Source organism: Azospirillum fermentarium, assembly GCF_025961205.1.
Lineage (GTDB): Bacteria > Pseudomonadota > Alphaproteobacteria > Azospirillales > Azospirillaceae > Azospirillum > Azospirillum fermentarium.
Window position 1 is genome coordinate 189,898 of record NZ_JAOQNH010000002.1, and the last position, 22,233, is coordinate 212,130.

20 protein-coding genes and 3 tRNA genes are annotated in these 22,233 nt (G+C 64.9%); 19 read left to right on the forward strand and 4 right to left on the reverse strand.

The genetic code is table 11. The features are described from left to right. Position 1: 1 nt before the first annotated feature. The 3 genes from M2352_RS15830 to M2352_RS15840 all read right to left on the reverse strand — a co-directional run bounded on the left by M2352_RS15830 (position 2) and on the right by M2352_RS15840 (position 926). A complete protein-coding gene (locus tag M2352_RS15830; RefSeq protein WP_264665535.1) occupies positions 2 to 226 on the reverse strand; it encodes a ChaB family protein in 225 nt (74 codons plus the stop codon). A 123-nt stretch (positions 227 to 349) separates the two neighbouring features. Next, on the reverse strand, positions 350 to 691 hold the full coding sequence (locus tag M2352_RS15835; protein ID WP_264665536.1) for a hypothetical protein: 342 nt from the start codon (positions 689 to 691) through the stop codon (positions 350 to 352). A 43-nt stretch (positions 692 to 734) separates the two neighbouring features. Next, positions 735 to 926, reverse strand: coding sequence for a hypothetical protein (locus M2352_RS15840; RefSeq protein ID WP_264665537.1), 192 nt, complete (start codon positions 924 to 926; stop codon positions 735 to 737). A 466-nt stretch (positions 927 to 1,392) separates the two neighbouring features. On the opposite strand from M2352_RS15840, the gene M2352_RS15845 reads away from it, so the two are divergent. The 9 genes from M2352_RS15845 to M2352_RS15885 all read left to right on the forward strand — a co-directional run bounded on the left by M2352_RS15845 (position 1,393) and on the right by M2352_RS15885 (position 12,555). Beyond that, a complete protein-coding gene (locus M2352_RS15845; RefSeq protein WP_264665538.1) occupies positions 1,393 to 2,952 on the forward strand; it encodes a malonyl-CoA decarboxylase in 1,560 nt (519 codons plus the stop codon). 119 nt (positions 2,953 to 3,071) lie between these two features. Then, positions 3,072 to 3,156, forward strand: a tRNA-Leu gene (locus M2352_RS15850). Positions 3,157 to 3,256: 100 nt separating this feature from the next. Further along, positions 3,257 to 4,594: a trigger factor gene (gene tig, locus M2352_RS15855; RefSeq protein ID WP_264665539.1), complete on the forward strand. Its 1,338-nt coding sequence runs from the start codon at positions 3,257 to 3,259 to the stop codon at positions 4,592 to 4,594. 108 nt (positions 4,595 to 4,702) lie between these two features. After that, a complete protein-coding gene (gene clpP, locus M2352_RS15860; RefSeq protein WP_264665540.1) occupies positions 4,703 to 5,332 on the forward strand; it encodes an ATP-dependent Clp endopeptidase proteolytic subunit ClpP in 630 nt (209 codons plus the stop codon). 276 nt (positions 5,333 to 5,608) lie between these two features. Continuing rightward, positions 5,609 to 6,871 carry an ATP-dependent Clp protease ATP-binding subunit ClpX gene (gene clpX, locus M2352_RS15865; protein ID WP_264665541.1) on the forward strand — a complete coding sequence of 421 codons (1,263 nt, stop codon included), beginning with the start codon at positions 5,609 to 5,611 and terminating at the stop codon, positions 6,869 to 6,871. A 435-nt stretch (positions 6,872 to 7,306) separates the two neighbouring features. Then, positions 7,307 to 9,343, forward strand: coding sequence for a methyl-accepting chemotaxis protein (locus M2352_RS15870; RefSeq protein WP_264665542.1), 2,037 nt, complete (start codon positions 7,307 to 7,309; stop codon positions 9,341 to 9,343). 193 nt (positions 9,344 to 9,536) lie between these two features. Next, on the forward strand, positions 9,537 to 11,945 hold the full coding sequence (gene lon, locus M2352_RS15875) for an endopeptidase La (protein WP_264665543.1): 2,409 nt from the start codon (positions 9,537 to 9,539) through the stop codon (positions 11,943 to 11,945). Positions 11,946 to 12,090: 145 nt separating this feature from the next. Continuing rightward, positions 12,091 to 12,396 carry an HU family DNA-binding protein gene (locus tag M2352_RS15880; protein WP_406567273.1) on the forward strand — a complete coding sequence of 102 codons (306 nt, stop codon included), beginning with the start codon at positions 12,091 to 12,093 and terminating at the stop codon, positions 12,394 to 12,396. A gap of 84 nt (positions 12,397 to 12,480) precedes the next feature. Then, positions 12,481 to 12,555: transfer RNA gene (locus M2352_RS15885), tRNA-Val, on the forward strand. 20 nt (positions 12,556 to 12,575) lie between these two features. Here the strand turns inward: M2352_RS15885 and M2352_RS15890 are convergent. After that, entirely contained in the window at positions 12,576 to 13,433 is an 858-nt protein-coding gene (locus M2352_RS15890; protein WP_264665545.1) for a DMT family transporter, read from the reverse strand. Between the two features lie 217 nt (positions 13,434 to 13,650). Between M2352_RS15890 and M2352_RS15895 the strand changes: the two genes are divergently transcribed. From M2352_RS15895 to nuoH, 10 genes are all read left to right on the forward strand, one after another. Then, positions 13,651 to 13,890 carry a hypothetical protein gene (locus M2352_RS15895; protein ID WP_264665546.1) on the forward strand — a complete coding sequence of 80 codons (240 nt, stop codon included), beginning with the start codon at positions 13,651 to 13,653 and terminating at the stop codon, positions 13,888 to 13,890. A gap of 164 nt (positions 13,891 to 14,054) precedes the next feature. After that, positions 14,055 to 14,131: transfer RNA gene (locus M2352_RS15900), tRNA-Asp, on the forward strand. 308 nt (positions 14,132 to 14,439) lie between these two features. Continuing rightward, entirely contained in the window at positions 14,440 to 14,808 is a 369-nt protein-coding gene (locus M2352_RS15905; RefSeq protein WP_264665547.1) for an NADH-quinone oxidoreductase subunit A, read from the forward strand. Next, entirely contained in the window at positions 14,778 to 15,344 is a 567-nt protein-coding gene (locus M2352_RS15910) for a NuoB/complex I 20 kDa subunit family protein (RefSeq protein ID WP_264665548.1), read from the forward strand. The genes M2352_RS15905 and M2352_RS15910 overlap by 31 nt, the downstream gene beginning before the upstream one ends. Positions 15,345 to 15,362: 18 nt before the next feature. Continuing rightward, positions 15,363 to 15,989 carry an NADH-quinone oxidoreductase subunit C gene (locus M2352_RS15915; protein ID WP_264665549.1) on the forward strand — a complete coding sequence of 209 codons (627 nt, stop codon included), beginning with the start codon at positions 15,363 to 15,365 and terminating at the stop codon, positions 15,987 to 15,989. Positions 15,990 to 16,054: 65 nt separating this feature from the next. Next, positions 16,055 to 17,203 (forward strand): NADH-quinone oxidoreductase subunit D, encoded by a 1,149-nt coding sequence (locus tag M2352_RS15920; protein WP_264666349.1) that lies wholly within the window; start codon positions 16,055 to 16,057, stop codon positions 17,201 to 17,203. After that, positions 17,200 to 17,823 (forward strand): NADH-quinone oxidoreductase subunit NuoE, encoded by a 624-nt coding sequence (nuoE, locus tag M2352_RS15925; protein WP_264665550.1) that lies wholly within the window; start codon positions 17,200 to 17,202, stop codon positions 17,821 to 17,823. The genes M2352_RS15920 and nuoE overlap by 4 nt, the downstream gene beginning before the upstream one ends. A gap of 13 nt (positions 17,824 to 17,836) precedes the next feature. Next, positions 17,837 to 19,129, forward strand: coding sequence for an NADH-quinone oxidoreductase subunit NuoF (gene nuoF, locus M2352_RS15930; protein WP_264665551.1), 1,293 nt, complete (start codon positions 17,837 to 17,839; stop codon positions 19,127 to 19,129). 17 nt (positions 19,130 to 19,146) lie between these two features. Beyond that, complete coding sequence (gene nuoG / locus M2352_RS15935) at positions 19,147 to 21,207, forward strand: NADH-quinone oxidoreductase subunit NuoG (protein ID WP_264665552.1); 2,061 nt, start codon at positions 19,147 to 19,149, stop codon at positions 21,205 to 21,207. Beyond that, positions 21,200 to 22,210, forward strand: coding sequence for an NADH-quinone oxidoreductase subunit NuoH (gene nuoH, locus M2352_RS15940; protein ID WP_264665553.1), 1,011 nt, complete (start codon positions 21,200 to 21,202; stop codon positions 22,208 to 22,210). Before nuoG ends, nuoH begins: the two co-directional genes overlap by 8 nt. The last annotated feature ends 23 nt before the right edge of the window (positions 22,211 to 22,233 follow it).

The following is a 22,233-nucleotide window of genomic DNA, read 5'->3' on the forward strand; positions in this document are numbered from 1 at the left end:
TTCAGTGCTTGGCCACCCAGGCGTCGCCCACCTGTTCGAACCGGCGCCGGACGGCGGCCCAGGCGACCTTGTGGGCGGTGGCTTCACGGGGGCTGGTTTTCGGCATGGTGGGCCGGCCGTAGATCTGCCAGGCGTGATTGAAGGCCGAGCGGTAAAGATCCTGCGCCGGGGCGGGCAGGCTGGTTTTGACCGCGTTGGGCAGTTCAGCGTTGCTACGGTAGGTCATTCGGCGTTCCTCCAGCTTTCTTTTTATCGTGAAAACGTTATCAAAATGTCCGGCAGCTGTCTTCTACGCCGTTGGTTAGGGTGGTGGCGCGCGGATATGAAAAGACGCTCATAAAGATGCGTCTTAATGACGCACCTGGCTCGGGCGGGCGGGCATGCAGGATGAAACCCCCGGCGCACCGCCCTCCCCGCCCTCCTCGGGCCGGAGGGTTATGGCATCGGTCCAGGCGGTGGTTTCACGCAGGACGGCGGCGATCTTCGCCGCCTCGCGCGGGTCGTGTTCCTTGTCCAGTTCCCGCCGCAGCAGGGCCAGAAGCTGGCGGCACCCCTGCCGCCGGTCCATCATCTGACGCAGCAGCAGGGCGGCGGCACCGGGCGACACCCCCTCGTGCCGGGCCACCAGGGCGACCTGATCGGCCAGCAGGGCGGTGATGGAAAAGGCGGCCGGGTCTGTCTGCAAAGCCACGGGATACCTCCTCAAGACGCGTGAATGATCGGCGGAATGCGCCTTATGCCGCCAACCGTGCGGCGCGCTTCAGGTTCCGCCGGGCCGTGTCCATGACGGCCAGAACATCGGAACGGGTCAGCCCGTCGCGCTGCAGCAGCAGGTCCACAATGGGATCGTCCAACAGCATCTCCACGGCGGTGCGGTGGGGGACGTGGTGGGGTGCGGTGGCGGCGGGAACGCGCTGAACCGGCATCAAGGGTCTCCTTTTTCTCAAACTCTGTCGGATCATCGGGAATCCTGCACAAGACCATGCTGCTGCATGTCTTCGCATGTGCAAGAAAACCCGAAGATGACGAACCCGATGTTCGGCGTTTCAGTCATAGGATTCGGCCAAAGGTTACAAAGTTCAACCCGACCAGGATGCGGCAAAAGGCTGCGGCATGGGCAGGGCCGCGGCCTTCAGCCATGGGATATCTTGTTCAAATGCTGTGGAAGGCCGCGCATACCATCGGCGGATGCACAGTAGCCGCGGCCTGTACCGCCCCGCAATCCCGGCAAGAGAGATACGACCGATGAAAGGTTGCGGCGGCGGCGGCCCCGCGCGCTCATGCCCTATGACCGATGGCTTTCGGGGGATGGAATCTGACCTTCCGGCCTTTCGCCGCATCGGGCGTCCGGCCAGTTGCCCGCCGGGGCCAAGGCGGGCACAGTCTGGAGCCATGAGCCAAACCGATACCATGACGACCTCCGGCCCGGGCTCCGGCCCGGCCCCGGCTCCCGCCGCCCCCGATGCCATCGGGGCCACCGCCGGTTCGCCCGGTCTGTGGGACCGTACCTTGGAAAATCTTCGGGCGCGCTGGCGCGACATCGCCGCCTCGGCCCGCGAGGCGGTGGGGGCCGCTCCCCGGCCCAACCTGCCGCGGGAAGACGCCGACCGTCTGAAGGAGCAGATGCGCGCCTGTCTGGAGGGGCGCGGGGGCGAGGTGTCCGCCCGTGCCCGCGCCGCCCAGCTCGGCCGCACCTATCTGGCCCTGGACGCCGAGGGGCGGCGCAACTTCCTTCTGACCCTGGCGCGGGAATTCGGCACCGAGGGCGGGTGGGTGGACGCCGCCGTCGCCGCCTGGACCAGCGCGCGGGAACAGGGCGGCGGCCCCCGGCTGGCGCAGGCGGAACAGGCCCTGCGCCGGGCGCTGGAGCCGCGGCACCTGACCCTGCTGACCCAGTTCAACGCCCTGCCCGAAGGGGTGAAGTTTCTGGTGGATCTGCGCGCCGAGCTGATGGGCATGGCCGAAGGCGATCCCGCCCTGATGGGGCTGGAGGAGGGGCTGAAGGGTCTGCTGCGCGGCTGGTTCGACGTGGGTTTCCTCGACATGCGGCGCATCACCTGGGACAGCCCGGCGTCGCTGCTGGAAAAGCTGATCGCGTACGAGGCGGTGCACGAGATCCGCGGCTGGCAGGATCTGAAGGACCGGCTGGACGCCGACCGCCGCTGCTTCGCCTTCTTCCACCCGCGCATGCCGGGCGAGCCGCTGATCTTCGTGGAGGTGGCGCTGGTCGGCGGCATGTCCGACCGCGTGCAGGCCCTGCTGGACCCCTCGGCCCCGGTGATCGACCCCAAGGGGGCGGACAGCGCCATCTTCTATTCCATCTCCAACGCGCAGAAGGGGCTGGCCGGCATCAGCTTCGGCAACTTCCTCATCAAGCGGGTGGTGGACGGGCTGAGCCAGGAATTTCCCAAGATCTCCTGCTACGCCACCCTGTCGCCGATCCCGGGATTCCGCCGCTGGCTGGCCCGCGAAACCGCCGCCCAAGGGGAAGCCCTGCTGCCCGCCGCCGAGTGGGAGCGGGTGGCCGAGGCGCTGGCGGCGGCGGGCGGGGCCGTCCCCGATTCGGCCCCCGCCGGCCTGCTGGATGCCGCCCTGGCCCACCCGGATTGGCACCGGGACGACGGATTGGCGAAGGCGCTGAGGCCCGCGCTGATGCGTCTGTGCGCCCGTTACCTGACCCAGGCCAAGGCGCCGGCCCGCCGCTCGGGCGGCGATGGGGACGCGCCCCGCGCCCTGGACCCGGTGGCTCATTTCCACCTGTCCAACGGCGCGCGGATGGAGCGGCTGAACTGGATGGCCGACGTGTCGGACAAGGGGCTGAAGCAGTCCTGCGGCCTGATGATCAACTACCGCTACAAGCTGGGCGAGATCGACGCCAACCACGAAGCCTACCGCGGCGAGGGGCGGGTGACGCTCTCGTCGGCGATGAAGGCGCTGGCCAAAGGCGGGTAACGCCTCTTTTCGGTGTGTGGGCCGGATTCCTTGTGCTATAGAGGCCGACACGCTGGCAGAGGCGCGCGGGGACCGGATTCCCGTCGTGGTTCTGCCATGCCGAGGTTGGTTGTGCCGTTGCGGGCGTGGCGGAATTGGTAGACGCCCCGGATTTAGGTTCCGGTGACTTCGGTCGTGGGGGTTCGAGTCCCTTCGCCCGCACCACACCAACCCTTCAACCGTTTTCTTGAGTCAAGAGGTCCGGGCCGTTCCTTGGGAGCAGGGGGACGCCGCCGGGCGGATCAAAAGGCAGGCATTCGTTCCGATGAACATCACCGAAACCAGCACCGAGGGCCTTGCGCGCACGTTCAAGGTTGTCATTACCGCCCAGGAAATCGAAGAGAAGGTGAAGGGGCGGCTGGAAGAGCTGCGCCGCACGGTGCAGCTCCCCGGCTTCCGTCCGGGCAAGGTGCCGGTTGCGGTCATCCGCCAGCGCTACGGCGCCTCCGTCCTGAGCGAAGCCCTGGAAGAGGCGGTGTCCGACAGCTCGCGCCAGGCCATCGCCGACCGCGGCCTGCGCGTGGCGCTGCAGCCCAAGATCGCCGTCGATAAGTACGAAGAGAACGGCGATCTGGAATACACCATGACCGTCGAGGTCCTGCCGGACATCGAGCCGGGCGACCTGACCGGCCTGGAGCTGGAAAAGCCGGTCGCCCCCGTCGATGACGCCGCCGTGGACGAGGCGCTGACCCGTCTGGCCGGCACCCGCGGCAACACCGAACCGGTGACCGAGGACCGCCCGGCCGCCAACGGCGACACCGTGGTCATCGACTTCGCCGGCACCGTGGACGGCGAAGCCCGCCCCGGCATGGACGGCAAGGACTTCCCGCTGGAGCTGGGCTCGGGCCAGTTCATCCCCGGCTACGAGGAACAGCTGGTCGGCGCCAAGGCCGGCGAGCACCGCAGCGTCACCGTCAGCTTCCCCGCCGACTACCACGCCGCCGAGCTGGCCGGCAAGGAAGCCGTGTTCGAGGTGGACGTGAAGGAGCTGCGCACCAGCGTTCCCGCCACCGTCGATGACGAGCTGGCCAAGGGCTTCGGCCTGGAAAGCCTGGACAAGCTGAAGGAGACCATCCGCGAGAAGATGACCGCCGATTACGGCGGGGTGTCGCGCCTGCGGGTGAAGCGTCAGCTCCTGGACAAGCTGGCCGAAGCCCACGACTTCCCCGTGCCGGAAGGCATGGTCGAGGTCGAGTTCGAGTCGATCTGGCGCCGTCTGCAGGACGAGATCAAGAGCGGCAACGCCGGTGAGGACGCCAACAAGAGCGAAGACGATCTGAAGGCCGAGTACCGCGCCATCGCCGTCCGCCGCGTGCGTCTGGGCCTGCTGCTGGCCGAGATCGGCCGCCGCGCCAACGTCCAGGTGACCCAGGACGAAGTCAACCGCGCGCTCATCAACGAAGCCCGCCGCTGGCCGGGCCAGGAGCGTCAGGTGTTCGACTTCTTCAAGGCCAATCCGCAGGCGATCGAGAACCTCCGCGCCCCGATTTTCGAGGACAAGGTGGTCGATCACATCCTGGAGCAGGCCAAGGTCACCGAGCGCACCGTCTCCGTCGAGGAGCTGATGCGCGATCCCGAAGACGACGAAGTGGCCGCCGCCTGACGGTAGTGCCTTTTCCCGCACACGGGGTGTCCCTATATTGTCAGGGACACCCCGTGTGAACGGGGGGCAACGTCGCCGACAGGCTGATAGGGGGCAGGGTAAGACGACATGCACGACTACGCACCGCAGATGAACGCTCTCGTCCCGATGGTCATCGAACAGACCAACCGTGGGGAGCGGGCGTATGATATTTACTCGCGCCTGCTGAAGGAGCGGATCATCTTCCTGATCGGCGGCGTCAACGACGCCGTGGCCAGCGTGATCTGCGCCCAGCTGCTGTTTTTGGAGTCGGAGAATCCCAACAAGGACATCTCCTTCTACATCAACTCGCCGGGCGGGTACGTGTCGGCTGGCCTCGCCATCTATGACACGATCCAATACATCCGGCCCAAGGTGTCCACCTTGTGCTTCGGGCAGGCGGCCTCCATGGGCTCGCTGCTGCTGGCCGCCGGCGCGCCGGGCAAGCGCTTCTGCCTGCCCAACAGCCGCATCATGATCCACCAGCCCTCGGGCGGTGCCCAGGGGCAGGCCTCGGACATCGAGATTCAGGCCCGCGAAATCCTGAAGCTGCGCGAACGGCTGAACGCCATCTATGTGGAACACACCGGCCAGACGCTCGACACGATCGAAGCGGCCATGGAGCGCGACACCTTCATGTCGCCGGAAGAGGCCAAGGCGTTCGGTCTGATCGACGAGGTGGTGCAGAAGCGTCCCACCGGGATCGGCAGCGAAAGCTGACGCGGGAGGCATGCCGGCAGGGCCGGGCCGCTCGCGGCCCGGCCTTAAAAATGCAGGACGGGCGCAAAAATGTTGAACGTTCCTGCGTGCCCGGTGTTGAATTGTTGGGTTGGTGCGCGCTAGGTTAGTTTTGTCAAGGGCCGCAAGCCCACGCAAAGCGAAAGCCCAAGCGGGGCGTTGGTCCAGTTGATGGACCATCGGACCAGGACGGACCATCAGGAGCGGCGTCGGGACATGCGCCAGCCGGCGTGTTCCCGGAACCATGACGGAGTACCGATGACCAAGTCCAGCAGCGGCGATTCGAAGAATACGCTCTACTGCTCCTTCTGCGGCAAGAGCCAGCACGAGGTCCGCAAGCTGATTGCCGGTCCGACCGTGTTCATCTGCGATGAATGCGTCGAGCTGTGCATGGACATCATTCGCGAGGAGAACAAGACCACCCTCGTGAAATCCCGCGACGGGGTGCCGACCCCGCGGGATATCCATGCCGTGCTTGACGATTACGTCATCGGCCAGGATTACGCCAAGCGCGTTCTGGCGGTCGCGGTCCACAATCACTACAAGCGGCTGGCCCACGGCACCAAGCACAACGACGTCGAACTGGCGAAGTCGAACATCCTGCTGGTCGGTCCCACCGGCTGCGGCAAGACGCTTCTGGCCCAGACGCTCGCCCGCATCATCGACGTTCCTTTCACCATGGCCGACGCCACCACGCTGACCGAAGCCGGTTACGTGGGCGAGGATGTGGAAAACATCATCCTCAAGCTGCTCCAGGCCGCCGACTACAACGTGGAGCGGGCGCAGCGCGGCATCGTCTACATCGACGAAGTGGACAAGATCAGCCGCAAGTCCGACAACCCGTCCATCACCCGCGACGTCTCGGGCGAGGGTGTGCAGCAGGCGCTGCTGAAGATCATGGAAGGCACGGTGGCATCGGTTCCGCCCCAGGGTGGCCGCAAGCATCCGCAGCAGGAATTCCTGCAGGTGGACACCACCAACATCCTGTTCATCTGCGGCGGCGCCTTCGCCGGTCTCGACAAGATCATCGCCCAGCGCGGCAAGGGCACGTCCATCGGCTTCGGTGCCGATGTGCGCGGCCCGGACGAGCGCTCGACCGGCGATATCCTGCACGAACTGGAACCGGAGGATCTGCTGAAGTTCGGGCTGATCCCCGAATTCGTCGGTCGTCTGCCGGTGGTCGCCACCCTGTCGGATCTGGATGAGGCGGCGCTGGTGGAGATCCTCACCCAGCCGAAGAACGCGCTCGTCAAGCAGTACCAGCGTCTGTTCGAGATGGAAGACGTGCATCTGGAGTTTTCCGAGGATGCGCTGAAGTCCATCGCCAACAAGGCCATCCAGCGCAAGACCGGCGCCCGCGGCCTGCGGTCGATCATGGAAGCCATCCTGCTGGATCCCATGTTCGATCTGCCCGGCCTGACGGGTGTGGAAAGCATCCTGGTGAACAAGGAAGTGGTCGAGGGGCGTGCCAAGCCGCTTTATGTTCACGCGGAACGCCGCAGCGAGGCTCCGGGCGCCTGACCCGGCTGGTCCGCTGGTGCATGCAAAGCGAGTCAAAGGAAAAGGGCGCTTCGGCGCCCTTTTTCATGCCTGGATGGGTTTTGCAATCTTCTGCTCGTTCCACCCGAGTCTCCGTGTGGCTTTGATGCCTTTCTTGCGCAGGCGGCGCCCTTTTCTCTTTATTCGTGATCTCTGATCCACACCCCCTCTTCTGCGTGAAGAGGGCTTGGGAGAACGCACGCCTTGATTTCGTTTTTCCCCCTTGCTTCCCGGATCGCTCCTGCCATGAAGCGAAGGTCTATACCCTATTGGTGAAGAGGAATTAATCTTCCTGGACCTTTGGGGAAGCAAACGGTGCGGAACGTTCCTCCCGGCTTTTCTCGAGGTCCGCTGAAACGGCAATTCCCGTGGTGCCCAATGAAGATCCGAAATTATCTGTTTGCGTGCCTTGGCTTTGTGGGCGCGGTCGCCGCCGTTCCGGCATCGTGGCTGGCATGGCAGGAAGCCTCGGCGGCCCGCCGGGCCGCCGAGGCCATGGCCATCGTCGATACGCTGTCGGCGGCCTCTTTTCTGCGGGAAAAGCTGGCTTTGGAACGGGGCGTGGTCAACTTGCCGCTGACCGCCGGGGTTCCCGCCGACGAAACCACCCGCCAGAGTCTGGCCAAGGCACGGCAGGAAACCGATGCAGCCCTGACGCTCTACCGCAACAGCGCCGGCACGTTGGGTGACCGGGGCTCCCGCGATGAAACCGCACCGCTGGAGGGCTCGATCGGCAGCGTGCGGCGTCAGGCCGATGAATGGTTGCGGCTCGACCGTTCCGGGCGGCCCGCCGACGCGTCGGCCCGCTTCTTCGATGGCATCGCTGCGGTCAATGCCGTGGTCGGCCGGACGATCGGGCGCCTGGGGCACCGGCTGAACGAACTGGATCCGGATGCCAGCGATCTTGCGGATGCCGCTGCCCGGGCCTCGGATCTGCGTGAAGACGCCGGACAGCAGTCGGTCCTGTTCCTGCGGGCGTTGGGATCGGGGAAACCGATGTCCCTGGACACCGAACGGGAGATCCTGTTGGCGGAAGGGGCGATCGTCCGCGCTTGGCGTGAAATTGAAGGCTTCGTCACCGCCACGGACGATCGCCCCGCTTTGCGCACGGCGATGAACACGGCCCGCGACGGTTATATGGTGCAGTTCGCCGGCTTCAAGAAACGAGTGCTGGACGCCTCGCGCAAGGGGGCCGCCTATGACCTTGACGGGGCCGAATGGCGCCGGTCGGCATCGCCGTTGTTGCAAAAACTGCTGGCTGTCCGCGATGCCGGCTTTCAGGAGGCCGCCACCGCAGCTGCAAACCATCATTCTGAATCCGTGCGCCATATGACCGCGGCGGTGGTTCTGCTGCTGGTGTCGCTGGGGGTGCTGGCCGGGGTGGCGGTGGCCATTGCCCGCCGGGCCTCGACCCCCATCATTCAATTGGCCGAGGTGGTGGCAGCCATCGCTGCCGGCCGTCGCGATCTGGTCATTCCCCACCGCAACCGTAATGACGAGATCGGGACCATGGCCGGAGCGGTGGAAATCCTGCAGACCCGTGCCCGCGACGCCGACGCTGCCGAAGCCGCCCAGGAAGCCGAACACGCCGAACGGGATGCTCATCGCCGGGTGATGGAAACCGCCACCCGCACGTTCCTGGAGCAACTGGACGACGTGGTCAGCCACCTGTCCCGGACCGCCGGAACAGTCCAGTCCCATTCGGAAGAGCTGTCCCGGTCCGCGGAACAGACGTCGGAACGGTCGGCGGCGGTGGCGTCGGCCTCCGGGCTGGCGTCCAGCAGCATCCAGACCGTTGCCGCGGCGTCGGAGGAGCTGCACGCTTCCATCGCGGAAATCAGCCACCGCATCGACGATGCCTCGCGCATTGCCCAGGATGCGGTGCGCGAAGCCGGCACCACCGCCGGCATCGTCGCCACCCTGGCCGACTGTGCCAACGGCATCGGGGCCGTGGTGGACATGATCAACTCCATCGCCAGCCAGACGAACCTGCTGGCGCTCAACGCCACCATCGAGGCGGCCCGCGCGGGCGAGGCCGGCAAGGGCTTCGCCGTGGTCGCCAGCGAGGTGAAGCATCTGGCCGGCCAGACCACCAAGGCGACCGAGGATATCCAGATCAAGGTATCGGAGATCCGCGACGTCACCGGCCGGGCGGTCACCGCCATCAGCACCATCAGCCGCACGGTGAACGCGATCAGCGATGCCGCCACCGGTGTTGCCGCCGCGGTCGAGGAACAGAGTGCCGCCACGCAGGAAATCGCCCGCAACATCCAATCGGCCGCGCACAGCACGGGTGCCGTGTCGGATACCATCGGGACCGTGGCGGAAACGGCGGAAAACACCCGTGTTTCCGCCAATGATCTGCTGGGGGCATCGCAAGGGCTGCTGAACGAGGCTGAAACGCTGCGGAATACGGTGGATGAGTATGTGAACCGCCTGCGCACGGCGGTCTGAGGAGCCGAAACGCCGGGCTCGCGGCGGATTTTGATGCGAAGCAGCGAACAATCATCCCCCTCCCCCTTGAAGGGGGATGGGGGGTGTGCCACGTTAGTCAGTGCCGCTCTGCCCCCTCGTGCTCATTCCTTGAGGCAGGGGGCGCGTCAGGCCCATCCTGGGCTGACGGCGTTCCATTTACGAGGCCCTGCCCATGATTGAACTCCCCCGTGGTGCCCTCTATCCGGTCCTCCCGTTGCGCGACATCGTGGTGTTTCCCCACATGATCGTGCCGCTGTTCGTCGGCCGTGAGAAGTCGGTGCGCGCCCTGGAAGACGTGATGAAGGATGACAAGCAGATCCTGCTCGTCACCCAGAAGAACGCCGCCCAGGATGATCCGGCGCCCGCCGATATCTACAGCGTCGGGACGGTGGGGACCGTGCTGCAGCTTCTCAAGCTGCCTGATGGGACGGTGAAGGTGCTGGTCGAAGGCGGTCAGCGGGCCTCGATCACCAAATTCGCCGAGAACGAGGACTTCTTTCAGGCCTACGCCGACCTGATCGAAGAAAATGTGGGCGACCAGCAGGAGCTGGAAGCGCTGAGCCGTGCGGTGATCTCCCAGTTCGAGCAGTACATCAAGCTCAACAAGAAGATTCCGCCCGAGGTGCTGGTCTCGATCAACCAGATCGAGGAAACCGGCAAGCTGGCCGACACCGTGGCCTCGCATCTGGCCCTGAAGATCCCGGAAAAGCAGCAGCTTCTGGAATGCGCCACCGTGTCCGAACGGCTGGAACGCATCTACGCCTTCATGGAAGGCGAAATCGGCGTGCTGCAGGTGGAAAAGCGCATCCGCAACCGCGTCAAGCGGCAGATGGAGAAGACGCAGCGCGAGTACTATCTCAACGAACAGCTCAAGGCCATTCAGAAGGAATTGGGCGAGTCGGAGGATGGCCGCGACGAATCCGCCGAGATCGAGGAAAAGATCAACAAGACCCGCTTCTCCAAGGAAGCGCGGGAAAAGGCGCTGGCCGAGCTGAAGAAGCTGCGGACCATGAGCCCCATGTCGGCCGAAGCCACCGTGGTGCGCAACTATCTCGACTGGATGCTGTCGATTCCGTGGAAGAAGCGCACCAAGGTCAAGAAGGACATCAAGCTCGCCCAGAAGGTGCTCGATACCGACCATTACGGCCTGGACAAGGTGAAGGAACGCATCCTGGAATACCTTGCCGTCCAGAACCGGATGAACAAGGTGAAGGGACCGATCCTCTGCCTCGTCGGCCCGCCCGGCGTGGGCAAGACCTCGCTTGGCAAATCCATCGCCAACGCCACCGGGCGTAATTTCGTGCGCATGTCGCTGGGCGGCGTGCGGGACGAGGCCGAAGTGCGCGGCCACCGCCGCACCTACATCGGCTCCATGCCCGGCAAGGTGATCCAGGGCATGAAGAAGGCGAAGTCGTCCAACCCGCTGTTCCTGCTGGACGAAATCGACAAGCTCGGTGCCGACTGGCGCGGCGATCCCTCCTCGGCCCTGCTGGAGGTGCTGGATCCCGAACAGAACGGCACCTTCGCCGACCATTACCTGGAGGTGGATTACGACCTGTCGGACGTGATGTTCGTCTGCACGGCCAATTCCCTGCGCATGCCCCAGCCGCTGCTGGACCGCATGGAGATCATCCGTGTCGCCGGCTACACCGAAGATGAAAAGGTCGAGATCTCCAAGCGCCACCTGATCGACAAGCAGATCAAGGCCGCGGGTCTGAAGAAGGGCGAATTCGCCATCTCCGACGACGCGCTGCGTGACCTGATCCGTTATTACACCCGCGAAGCCGGCGTGCGCAGTCTGGAGCGTGAGATCGCCAACCTTTGCCGCAAGGCGGTGAAGGAAATCCTGATGAAGGGCACCGAAAAGGTGTCCGTCTCCCGCCGGAATCTCGACAAGTATGCCGGTGTGCGCCGCTTCCACTTCGGTGAAGCGGAACTGGAGGATCTGGTGGGCGTCACCACCGGTCTGGCCTGGACCGAGGTGGGCGGCGAACTGCTGTCCATCGAGGCGGTGGCTCTGCCGGGCAAGGGCCGTGTGACCACCACCGGCAAGCTGGGCGACGTGATGAAGGAGTCGGTGCAGGCGGCGGAAAGCTATGTGAAGTCGCGGGCCACCGCCTTCGGCATCAAGCCGACCCTGTTCGAAAAGCGTGACATCCACGTCCACGTGCCGGAAGGGGCGACGCCCAAGGACGGTCCGTCGGCGGGGGTGGCGATGATCACCTCCATCGTGTCCGTGCTCACCGGTATCCCGGTGCGCAAGGACGTGGCGATGACCGGTGAGATCACGCTGCGTGGCCGGGTGCTGCCCATCGGGGGGCTGAAGGAAAAGCTGCTGGCCGCCCTGCGCGGTGGCCTGAAGCATGTGCTGATCCCCAAGGACAACGTGAAGGATCTGGCCGACATCCCCGAGAACGTGAAGCGGGGACTGGAGATCATTCCGGTGTCGTCGGCGGACGAGGTGCTGAAGAACGCCCTGGTCAAACCCCTGGAGCCCATCGAATGGGCCGAGCCGGAAGCGTCCGACGCGGCGGCCAAGCCGCCGGAAGCGGACAAGGGCGGCGATGTCCTGCGTCATTGAGGCCGCTTCCTGAGACCCGTGCCGGGCAGCCGGCGGGGTGACGGGTGGTAATCGTGAGGACTCGGCGGCCGTCATGCATTGACGGTCGCCGTTTCGTCCGGCTAGAGTCATCCGGCAAAGGCAAAGGGGGCGGCAGCCGCCGTTCGTGCCGAAATGGCCTTGTCATAGGGGGTGCCGGGTGAACAAGAACGATCTCGTGGCGCAGGTGGCCGAAGCCGCGGGCCTGTCCAAGAACGACGCCACGAAGGCGGTTGATGCGGTGTTCAGCACCATTGCCGACAGCCTGACCAAGGGCGATGAAGTGCGTCTGGTCGGTTTCGGCACCTTTGCCGTGTCCGAGCGCGCGGCCACCGAGGGGCGTAACCCCCGTACCGGCGAAAAGATCGACATTCCGGCATCGAAGCAGCCGAAGTTCAAGCCGGGCAAGACGTTGAAAGACGCTTTGAACTGAGCCCGGCTTTCGGGATATAGAAGGCGCCGTGCCGTTTCCACAGCGGCACGTATCGCCGTCCGCCCTGTCCGCGGACGGTCTTGGGGGCGATTAGCTCAGCGGTAGAGCATCTCGTTTACACCGAGAGGGTCGGGGGTTCGAAACCCTCATCGCCCACCACATTCTGAATTCAGACATGCTTAGGTTTGAGTCTGGGAGCTTTTGACGGTGACCCAGGCGCTGGAGCCCAGGACCAGAACCGATCCGGCGATGGTCCATGCGCTGGGGATTTCAGCGAACAGGGCATAGCCGAAGGCCGCCGCGATGGGAATCGTCAGAAAGTCCAGCGGGGCGAGAAAGCTGACCGGCGCCTTTTGAAAGGCGCAGGCCGCCGCAAACTGCGAGGCGAGGGCCAGCAGACCCAACGCCGCCAGGACCGGCCAGTCCCCGACCAGCGGGGTGACCCAGGTCAGGGAGGCCATGGGTAGAGTTGCGGCGACCGATACCGCGGTATAGATCAACACGATCAGGCCAGGGGAATTGGTGAAGGTCAGGCGCCGGACCGCCGTTTGCGACCCGGCGGAGGCGATGGCCGCCAGCAGCGCTGCGCCGACCCCGAGTCGCCATTCCGGCAAGCTTGCCGCCGGCCAGGACGACAGGAGGGCTCCGGCAAAACCCAGAAGCACCGCAGCCCAGATACCCGCACTGGCCCGCTCTCCCAGCATGATCCGCGCAGCCACCGGCAGCAGCAGGATCCGGCTGAAGAACAGGAGGGAAGCCAATCCCAGTGGAATCGTGGCAAACGCGTACATAAGAGAGTAGAGCGCCACCACGCCCAGCCCGCAACGCAGCACATGGCCGATGGGATCGCGCGCCTTGCCAAGATCGGCGACGAACTGCCAGACGCCGGCCAGAACCACAACCCCGAACACGGCGCGGAAAAAGGCGAGTTCGGCGATCGGCAGCTTCTGTCCGAGGAATTTGGCGCTGGCCGAACTGGCCGCAAAGGCAAGAGCGGACGCGGCGGACCAAAGAGCGGCGGTGGTGAAAGGCTTCATGGTCGGGCGGCTGCTGAATCCTAATGTCTCTTAGGATTACCCCTATCAGGGGTAGCGGTTTCGAACAAGCGCGGGACGGTCCGATGCGCCGATTCCCGTATGCAAAGCTGCCCCGCTCGCACCACGGCGGGGGGAAGTGTCGCACCCGAATGGACGAAGGCGCGAACAGTCCCATGTTATAATGGGCAAAACGTCACCTCGGACGGGGAGCACCGTCATGACATCGGCTTATCATGGGGACGAACGCCGGCTGGGCGAACGCATCATGCAGGCGCTGGAACTGGCTCTGGATGAAAACGATCTGGAAACCGCGGAGCTTTTGGCCAAGGCGCTGGAAACCACGCTGACCCGTATCGGTGGCCCCGATTCGACCGATCGGCGGCCTCCGCCCGATGGTTTCGACGCCGCGTTCGACCGGCTGGAGGCCATGCGCCACCGGCAGCTTGGGCTGTCGTGACCGTGCAATGACCGAACCGTGAAATTTCTTCATTGACAGGGGGGCGAGGGGCGGCTAGAAACCGCCCACCGAACGGCGCAGCCGCTTCGGACCGCACCAGTGAAAACCGGACTTGACACTCCGGGTCAAAATTTACGGTGCGCCTTTCGATCGAAAGGCATTGCGCGGGTGTAGCTCAGTTGGTTAGAGCGCCGGCCTGTCACGCCGGAGGCCGCGGGTTCAAGTCCCGTCACTCGCGCCATTTTATCCCCCCTCTTCTTCGTTGTTGATGTCGCCGCTTGGCGGTCATAGTCTTGCCCGCTGCATCAGGCTTTCTTTTTTCTTAAGATTTTCCCCAATCTTTCAATGGTATTACCTGTTGCGTGCGTCGGAGCGCCGCTGCAACGGAATGACTCAAACTGCTTTTCTTGGTGATCCAACCGGCCTATATTGCGCCCCGTCTGACGGGCTAATCAGTCTAATCCTCCGCAACCGGTCGCATATGCCGTCCTGCTTTCAGGGCGCCATCCCCGCGGCGGGGGGCGGTTTTGGGCTTATGGGAGGAATGCGGTGAGCAACCCGCTGATCATTGAATACCTTCCGATCCTGGTGTTCCTGCTTATCGCAATCGCGCTGGCCGCCGTGATGGTGGTCGCGTCGTACGTGATCAGCCCGAAGCTGCCGGATGCTGAGAAGGTTTCTCCTTACGAATGCGGTTTCGAGCCGTTCGAGGATGCCCGCGCCAAGTTCGAGGTGCGGTTCTATCTGGTCTCGATCCTGTTCATCATCTTCGACCTCGAAGTCGCTTTCCTGTTCCCCTGGGCGATCACCCTGGCCGACATCGGCACCTTCGGCTTCTGGTCGATGATGGTGTTCCTGGGGGTTCTGACCATCGGCTTCGTCTATGAATGGAAGAAAGGAGCTCTGGAATGGGAGTGAAGGCAGCCAACGCCCTGGCGCCGATTCCGCCCGGACCGGAACAGGACGCCTATCTGCGCGCGGTGAGCGACGAGATCCAGGACAAGGGCTATATCCTCGCCAAGTACGAGGATGTGCTGGCCTGGGCGCGCACCGGCTCGCTGTGGCCGATGACCTTCGGTCTGGCCTGCTGCGCGGTGGAGATGATCCACGCGTACATGAGCCGGTACGACCTGGACCGCTTCGGCGTGATTCCCCGTCCCAGCCCGCGCCAGTCGGACTGCATGATCGTGGCCGGCACGCTGACCAACAAGATGGCCCCGGCACTCCGCAAGGTCTATGACCAGATGCCGGAGCCCCGCTGGGTCATTTCCATGGGTTCGTGCGCCAACGGCGGCGGCTACTACCACTATTCCTATGCGGTGGTCCGCGGCTGCGACCGGATCGTGCCCGTGGATATCTATGTGCCCGGCTGTCCCCCGACCGCCGAGGCGCTGATCTACGGCATTCTCCAGCTCCAAAAGAAAATCAGGCGCGGCAATCGCATCGCGCGCTAACGAACAGGCGGTACGCCCATGTCGGAACATGCGCTGAAGGAACTTGGGGACGTGGTCGCCGCGGCTTTGGGCGACGACGTTCTGAAGGTCGAGCTGCGGCTCGGCGAATTGATGGTGACGGTGCGCCGGGCCGCCATCGTGAAGGTGCTGACGTACCTGCGCGATGATCCCGCCAGCCGGTTCGAGCAGATCATGGACGTCACCGCCGTGGACTACCCCGACCGGGAAGAACGGTTCGAGGTGGTCTATAACCTGTTGAGCCTGTCGCACAATCAGCGCATCCGCGTGAAGGTGACGACGGACGAGGAAACGCCGGTTCCGTCGGTGGTGTCCGTCTACAGCGCCGCCAACTGGTTCGAGCGCGAGACGTGGGACATGTACGGGGTGTTCTTCGACGGCCATCCCGATCTGCGCCGTATCCTGACCGACTATGGCTTCGAGGGGCATCCGTTCCGCAAGGACTTCCCCCTCACCGGCTATGTGGAAATGCGCTACGACGAAGACCAGAAGCGCGTGGTCTACGAGCCGGTCAGCCTGACCCAGGATTTCCGCACCTTCGACTTCCTCAGCCCGTGGGAAGGCATGACCAACGTCATGCTGCCCGGCGACGAGAAGGCCCAGACCCCGAAGGGGAGCACGCCGTGACCATCGCAACGTCCGAAAGCCCGCTGGCCGGCCCGTCGGCCAAGACGCACATCAAGCCCTACACCATGAACTTCGGGCCGCAGCACCCTGCGGCCCACGGCGTGCTGCGCCTGGTGATGGAATTGAATGGCGAGGTCGTGGAACGCTGCGACCCGCACATCGGCCTGCTGCACCGCGGCACCGAAAAGCTGATCGAGTACAAGACCTACATCCAGGCCATTCCGTACTTCGACCGGCTCGACTATGTGTCACCGATGAGCATGGAGCACGCCTATGTGCTCGGCATCGAAAAGCTGCTGGGGGTCCAGGTGCCCCCGCGCGCCCAGTACATCCGCGTGCTGTTCTCCGAAATCACCCGCATCCTGAACCACCTGCTGTCCATCACCACCGGTGCGCTGGACGTGGGTGCGCTGACGCCGGCGCTGTGGGGCTTCGAAGAGCGTGAAAAGCTCATGGAGTTCTATGAGCGGGTGTGCGGTGCGCGCCTGCACGCCAACTACTTCCGTCCCGGCGGGGTGTCGTACGATCTGCCCGCGGGCCTGACCGACGACATCTGGGAATTCACCGAGACCTTCCCGAAGTTCATGGAAGACGTGGACCGTCTGCTGACGGAAAACCGCATCTTCAAGCAGCGCACGGTGGACATCGGTGTCGTCACCAAGGAGCAGGCGCTGGATTGGGGCTTCACCGGCCCGATGCTGCGCGGGTCCGGCGTGGCGTGGGATCTGCGCAAGAGCCAGCCCTACGAAGTCTACGACAAGATGGACTTCGACGTTCCGGTCGGCCTGACCGGCGACTGCTGGGCGCGCTATCTGGTGCGTTTCGAGGAAATGACCCAGTCGCTGCGCATCATCCGCCAGTGTCTGAAGGAACTGCCGGACGGCCCGGTGAAGGTGCAGGACCGCAAGGTCGCCCCGCCGCCGCGCGCCGAGATGAAGCGGTCGATGGAAGCGCTCATCCACCACTTCAAGCTCTTCACCGAAGGGTTCCACGTTCCGGCGGGCGAAACCTACACGGCCATCGAAGCGCCCAAGGGCGAATTCGCGGTCTATCTGGTCGCCGACGGCACCAACCGCCCGTACCGCTGCCACATCAAGGCACCGGGCTTCGCCCATCTTCAGGGCCTCGATTTCATGTCCAAGGGCCACATGCTGGCCGACGCGGTTGCCAACATCGCGTCCATGGACATCGTGTTCGGAGAGATCGACCGATGAGCGCCGCTTCCGCCGCTCCGATCCAGGAGCCGACCAGCTTCGCCTTCACGCCCGCGAATCTCGACCGGGCGCAGAAGATCATCGCCAAGTATCCGGCGGGCCGCCAGATGAGCGCGGTGATGCCGTTGCTCGATCTGGCCCAGCGCCAGAACGACGGCTGGCTGCCCCGCGTGGCCATGGATTACGTCGCCGACCTGCTGAAGATGCCGCGCATCAAGGCGTACGAGGTGGCGACCTTCTACACCATGTACAACCTGTCGCCCGTTGGTAAGCACGTGGTGCAGGTCTGCACCACCACCCCCTGCTGGCTGCGCGGGTCCGACGACGTGGTGAAGGCGTGCGAGGACAAGATGGGGATCGCGCTGGGGGAAACCTCCGCCGATGGCCGTTTCACGCTGCGAGAGGTGGAGTGCCTGGGGGCCTGTGTCAATGCCCCCATCGTGCAGATCGGCGACGACTTCTATGAAGACGTGTCGGCCCAGCACATGACAGCGATCATCGACGCGCTGGTGCGCGGCGAAACGCCCAAGGCCGGGTCGCAGACCGGCCGCCAGACGTCGTGCCCCGCCGGCGGCCCGACGACCCTGAAGGCGTTCACCGCCCCGCAGGGCAACGAGTAAGGGAGGGCCGACGATGCTTCGCGACGAGGATCGGATCTTCACCAACCTCTACGGCTTCCAGAGCTTCGGCCTGGACGCCGCCCGCACGCGCGGCGACTGGGACGGCACCAAGGCCATCCTGGACAAGGGCCGTGACTGGATCATCGAGCAGGTCAAGGAATCGGGCCTGCGCGGCCGCGGCGGTGCGGGCTTCTCGACCGGCATGAAGTGGTCCTTCATGCCCAAGAACGTCACCGACAAGCCGGTCTATCTGGTCATCAACGCCGACGAAGGCGAGCCCGGCACCTGCAAGGACCGCGACATTCTGCGCCACGATCCGCACAAGCTGATCGAAGGCTGCCTGATCGCCGGTTTCGCCATCGGGGCGTCCGCCTGCTACATCTACATCCGCGGCGAGTTCTACAACGAGACCTCGGCGGTGCAGGTGGCCATCGACGAGGCCTACGCCGCCGGTCTGATCGGCAAGAACGCCTGCGGCTCGGGCTATGATTACGACATCTACATCCACCGGGGTGCGGGTGCGTACATCTGCGGCGAGGAAACCGCGCTCATCGAATCCATCGAGGGCAAAAAGGGCCAGCCCCGCAACAAGCCGCCGTTCCCGGCGCAGGCGGGCCTGTACTCGTGCCCCACGACGGTGAACAACGTCGAATCCATCGCGGTGGTTCCGACCATCCTGCGCCGTGGTGCCGGCTGGTTCGCCGGTCTGGGCCGCCCGAAGAACAGCGGCACCAAGCTGTTCTGCATCTCCGGCCACGTGAACAAGCCGTGCAACGTGGAAGAGGAGATGGGCATCCCGCTGAAGGAGCTGATCGAAAAGCACGCCGGCGGCGTGCGCGGCGGGTGGGACAACCTGCTGGCGATCATCCCCGGCGGATCCTCGGTGCCGATGATGCCGAAGACGGTGTGCGACACGGTGCTGATGGATTTCGACTCGCTGCGCGAAGTGGGGTCGGGTCTGGGCACCGCCGCGGTGATCGTGATGGACAAGTCCACCGACATCGTGAAGGCCATCGCCCGGCTGTCGAAGTTCTACGCCCATGAATCCTGCGGCCAGTGCACGCCGTGCCGTGAAGGCACCGGCTGGCTGATGCGCATGATGGACCGCATGGTCCGCGGCAACGCGCGGGTCGAGGAAATCGACATGCTGTTCCAGGTCACCAAGCAGATCGAGGGTCACACCATCTGCGCGCTGGGTGATGCCGCCGCATGGCCGGTGCAGGGCCTGATCCGCCATTTCCGGCCGGAACTGGAACGCCGCATCCTGGCCTACCGCAATACCGCTCAGTCCATGGCTGCCGAGTAAGGGAGCACCGACGTCCCATGCCGAAACTGACCATCGACGGGATCGAGATCGAGGTCGAGGCGGGCACTTCGGTGCTCCAGGCCTGCGAACAGCTCGGTATCGAGATCCCGCGCTTCTGCTACCACGAACGCCTGTCCGTGCCGGCCAACTGCCGCATGTGCCTGGTGGAAATGGAGCGTGCGCCCAAGCCCATCGCCGCGTGCGCCATGCCGTGCGCCGATGGGATGGTGATCAAGACCGACACCCCCACGGTCCACAAGGCCCGCAAGGGGGTGATGGAATTCCTGCTCATCAACCACCCGCTGGATTGCCCCATCTGCGATCAGGGCGGTGAATGCGACCTTCAGGACCAGGCCGTCGCCTACGGCATGGACAAGGGGCGCTATACCGAAGCCAAGCGGGCGGTGAAGGACAAGTATATGGGTCCGGTCATCAAGACCATCATGACCCGTTGCATCCATTGCACCCGCTGCGTCCGCTTCATCAACGAGATCGCCGGCGTGCCGGCCCTCGGCGGCGTGTTCCGCGGCGAGCACATGGAAATCACCACCTTCGTGGAGCAGGCCATCGGCTCGGAAATGGCCGGCAACCTCGCCGACGTCTGTCCGGTGGGGGCGCTGACCCACAAGCCCTACGCCTTCACCGCGCGTCCGTGGGAACTGCGCAAGACGGAATCGGTGGACGTGTTCGACGCCGTCGGTTCCAACATCCGCGTGGATGCCCGTGGGCCCGAGGTGATGCGCGTGCTGCCGCGCGTCAACGAGGACATCAACGAGGAATGGCTGTCGGACAAGAGCCGCTACGCCTGTGACGGGCTGAAGCGCCAGCGTCTCGATCGCCCCTACGTCCGTAAGAACGGCAAGCTGCAGCCCGCCACCTGGGCCGAAGCCTTCACCGCCATCGCCGCCAAGCTCAAGGGCTTGTCCGGCGACCGCATCGCCGCCATCGCCGGTGATCTGGTCGATGTGGAATCGGTGACGGCGCTGAAGGATCTGATGGCTGCGCTGGGGTCGCCGAACCTCGACTGCCGTCAGGACGGTGCGCTGTACGACACCAGCGTGCGCGCCGGCTACCTGTTCAATTCCACCATCGCCGGGATCGAACAGGCCGACGTCATCCTGCTGGTCGGCACCAACCCGCGCCATGAAGCGGCTCTGATCAACGCCCGCATCCGCAAGCGCTACCTGCAAGGTGGCCTGACGGTGGGTGTGATCGGCGGCAACCCGTCGCTCAACTACCCCGCCACCATCCTGGGCAACGGCCCGGCGGCGGTGCAGGGCCTGATCGACGGCCAGGGCGATTTCGCCGCGGTGCTGAAGAACGCCAAGGCGCCGCTGATCATCGTCGGCCAGGGCGCGTTCCAGCGCGCCGACGGCTTGGCGGTCCACGCGCTGGTGCGCCAGCTCGCCGAATCGGCGGGTGCGGTGCGCGAGGGCTGGAACGGCTTCAACGTGCTGCACACCGCCGCGGGCCGCGTCGGCGCTCTCGACGCCGGCTTCGTGCCGGGTCCGGGGGGCCGCTCCGTGGCCGGCATCCTCGATGGGGCATCCAAGGGCGCCATCGACGTGGTGTACCTGCTGGGTGCCGACGAGATCGACACCGCCAAGCTCGGCTCGGCCTTCGTGATCTATCAAGGTCACCACGGCGATGCCGGCGCCCACCGCGCCGACGTCATCCTGCCGGGCGCCGCCTACACGGAAAAGAACGCCACCTACGTCAACACCGAAGGCCGCCCGCAGTTGGGCCGGCTGGCGGTGTTCCCGCCCGGCGAGGCCCGCGAAGACTGGAAGATCCTGCGCGCCCTGTCGGACGTGCTGGGTCACACGCTGCCCTACGACAGCCTGTCGCAGGTGCGCGCCCGCATGGCCGAGATCAACCCGGTGTTCGCCAAGACCGGCACCGTGGTGCCGGCCCCGTGGCAGAGCTTCGGCACCGCCGGTGCGGTGGACGGCGCGGACTTCGTGTCGCCGGTGGCCAACTTCTTCATGACCGACCCGATCAGCCGTGCGTCGGCCACCATGGCCGCGTGCAGCGAAACGGTGCAGCCTGCCCAGGAGAGGACCGGAACCCATGGCTGAGATCTGGAGCGGCTTTCTCCTGCCGCTGATCATCATCGTTCTTCAAATTCTGGCCATCGTGGTGCCGTTGCTGGTTGCCGTGGCGTACCTGACCTATGCCGAGCGTAAGGTGATGGGCGCCATCCAGCTCCGTCAGGGGCCGAACGTGGTCGGACCCTTCGGTCTGTTGCAGCCCTTTGCGGACGGTCTGAAGCTGTTCGCCAAGGAACAGGTTCTCCCCGCCGGCGCCAACCGCATCGTCTTCTATCTGGCGCCGATGATGACGTTCTTCCTCAGCCTCGTGGCCTGGGCGGTGATCCCGTTCGGCGACGGGCTGGTGCTGACCAACATCAACGTCGGTATCCTGTACCTCTTCGCCATCTCGTCGCTTGGTGTGTACGGCATCGTGATGGCGGGCTGGGCGTCCAACTCCCGCTACGCCTTCCTCGGTGCGCTGCGCTCGGCGGCCCAGATGGTGTCGTACGAAGTCTCCATGGGCTTCGTCATCATCAGCGTGCTGCTGTGCGTCGGGTCGCTGAACCTGACCGCCATCGTCAACGCCCAGAAGACGATCTGGTTCGTCGTGCCGCTGTTGCCGATGTTCGTGATCTTCTTCATCTCGGCGCTGGCGGAAACCAACCGCGCTCCCTTCGACTTGCCCGAAGGCGAGTCGGAACTGGTGGCCGGCTTCATGGTGGAATACAGCTCGGCCCCCTTCGCGCTGTTCTTCCTGGGTGAATACGCCAACATGATCCTGATGAGCGGGATGACCTCCATCCTGTTCCTCGGCGGTTGGCTGCCGCCGCTGCCCATCGCGCCCTTCACCTGGGTGCCGGGCATCGTGTGGTTCGCGCTGAAGATCGCGTTCTGCCTCTTCGTCTTCCTGTGGGTGCGCGCCACCATGCCGCGCTACCGTTACGACCAGCTGATGCGCCTGGGGTGGAAGGTGTTCCTTCCCTTCTCGCTGCTGTGGGTGGTGCTGACGGCGGGCGTGCTGGTGACCTTCGGCTGGCTGCCGAAGTGAGCCTGAACCGGCGGTACCCCCGA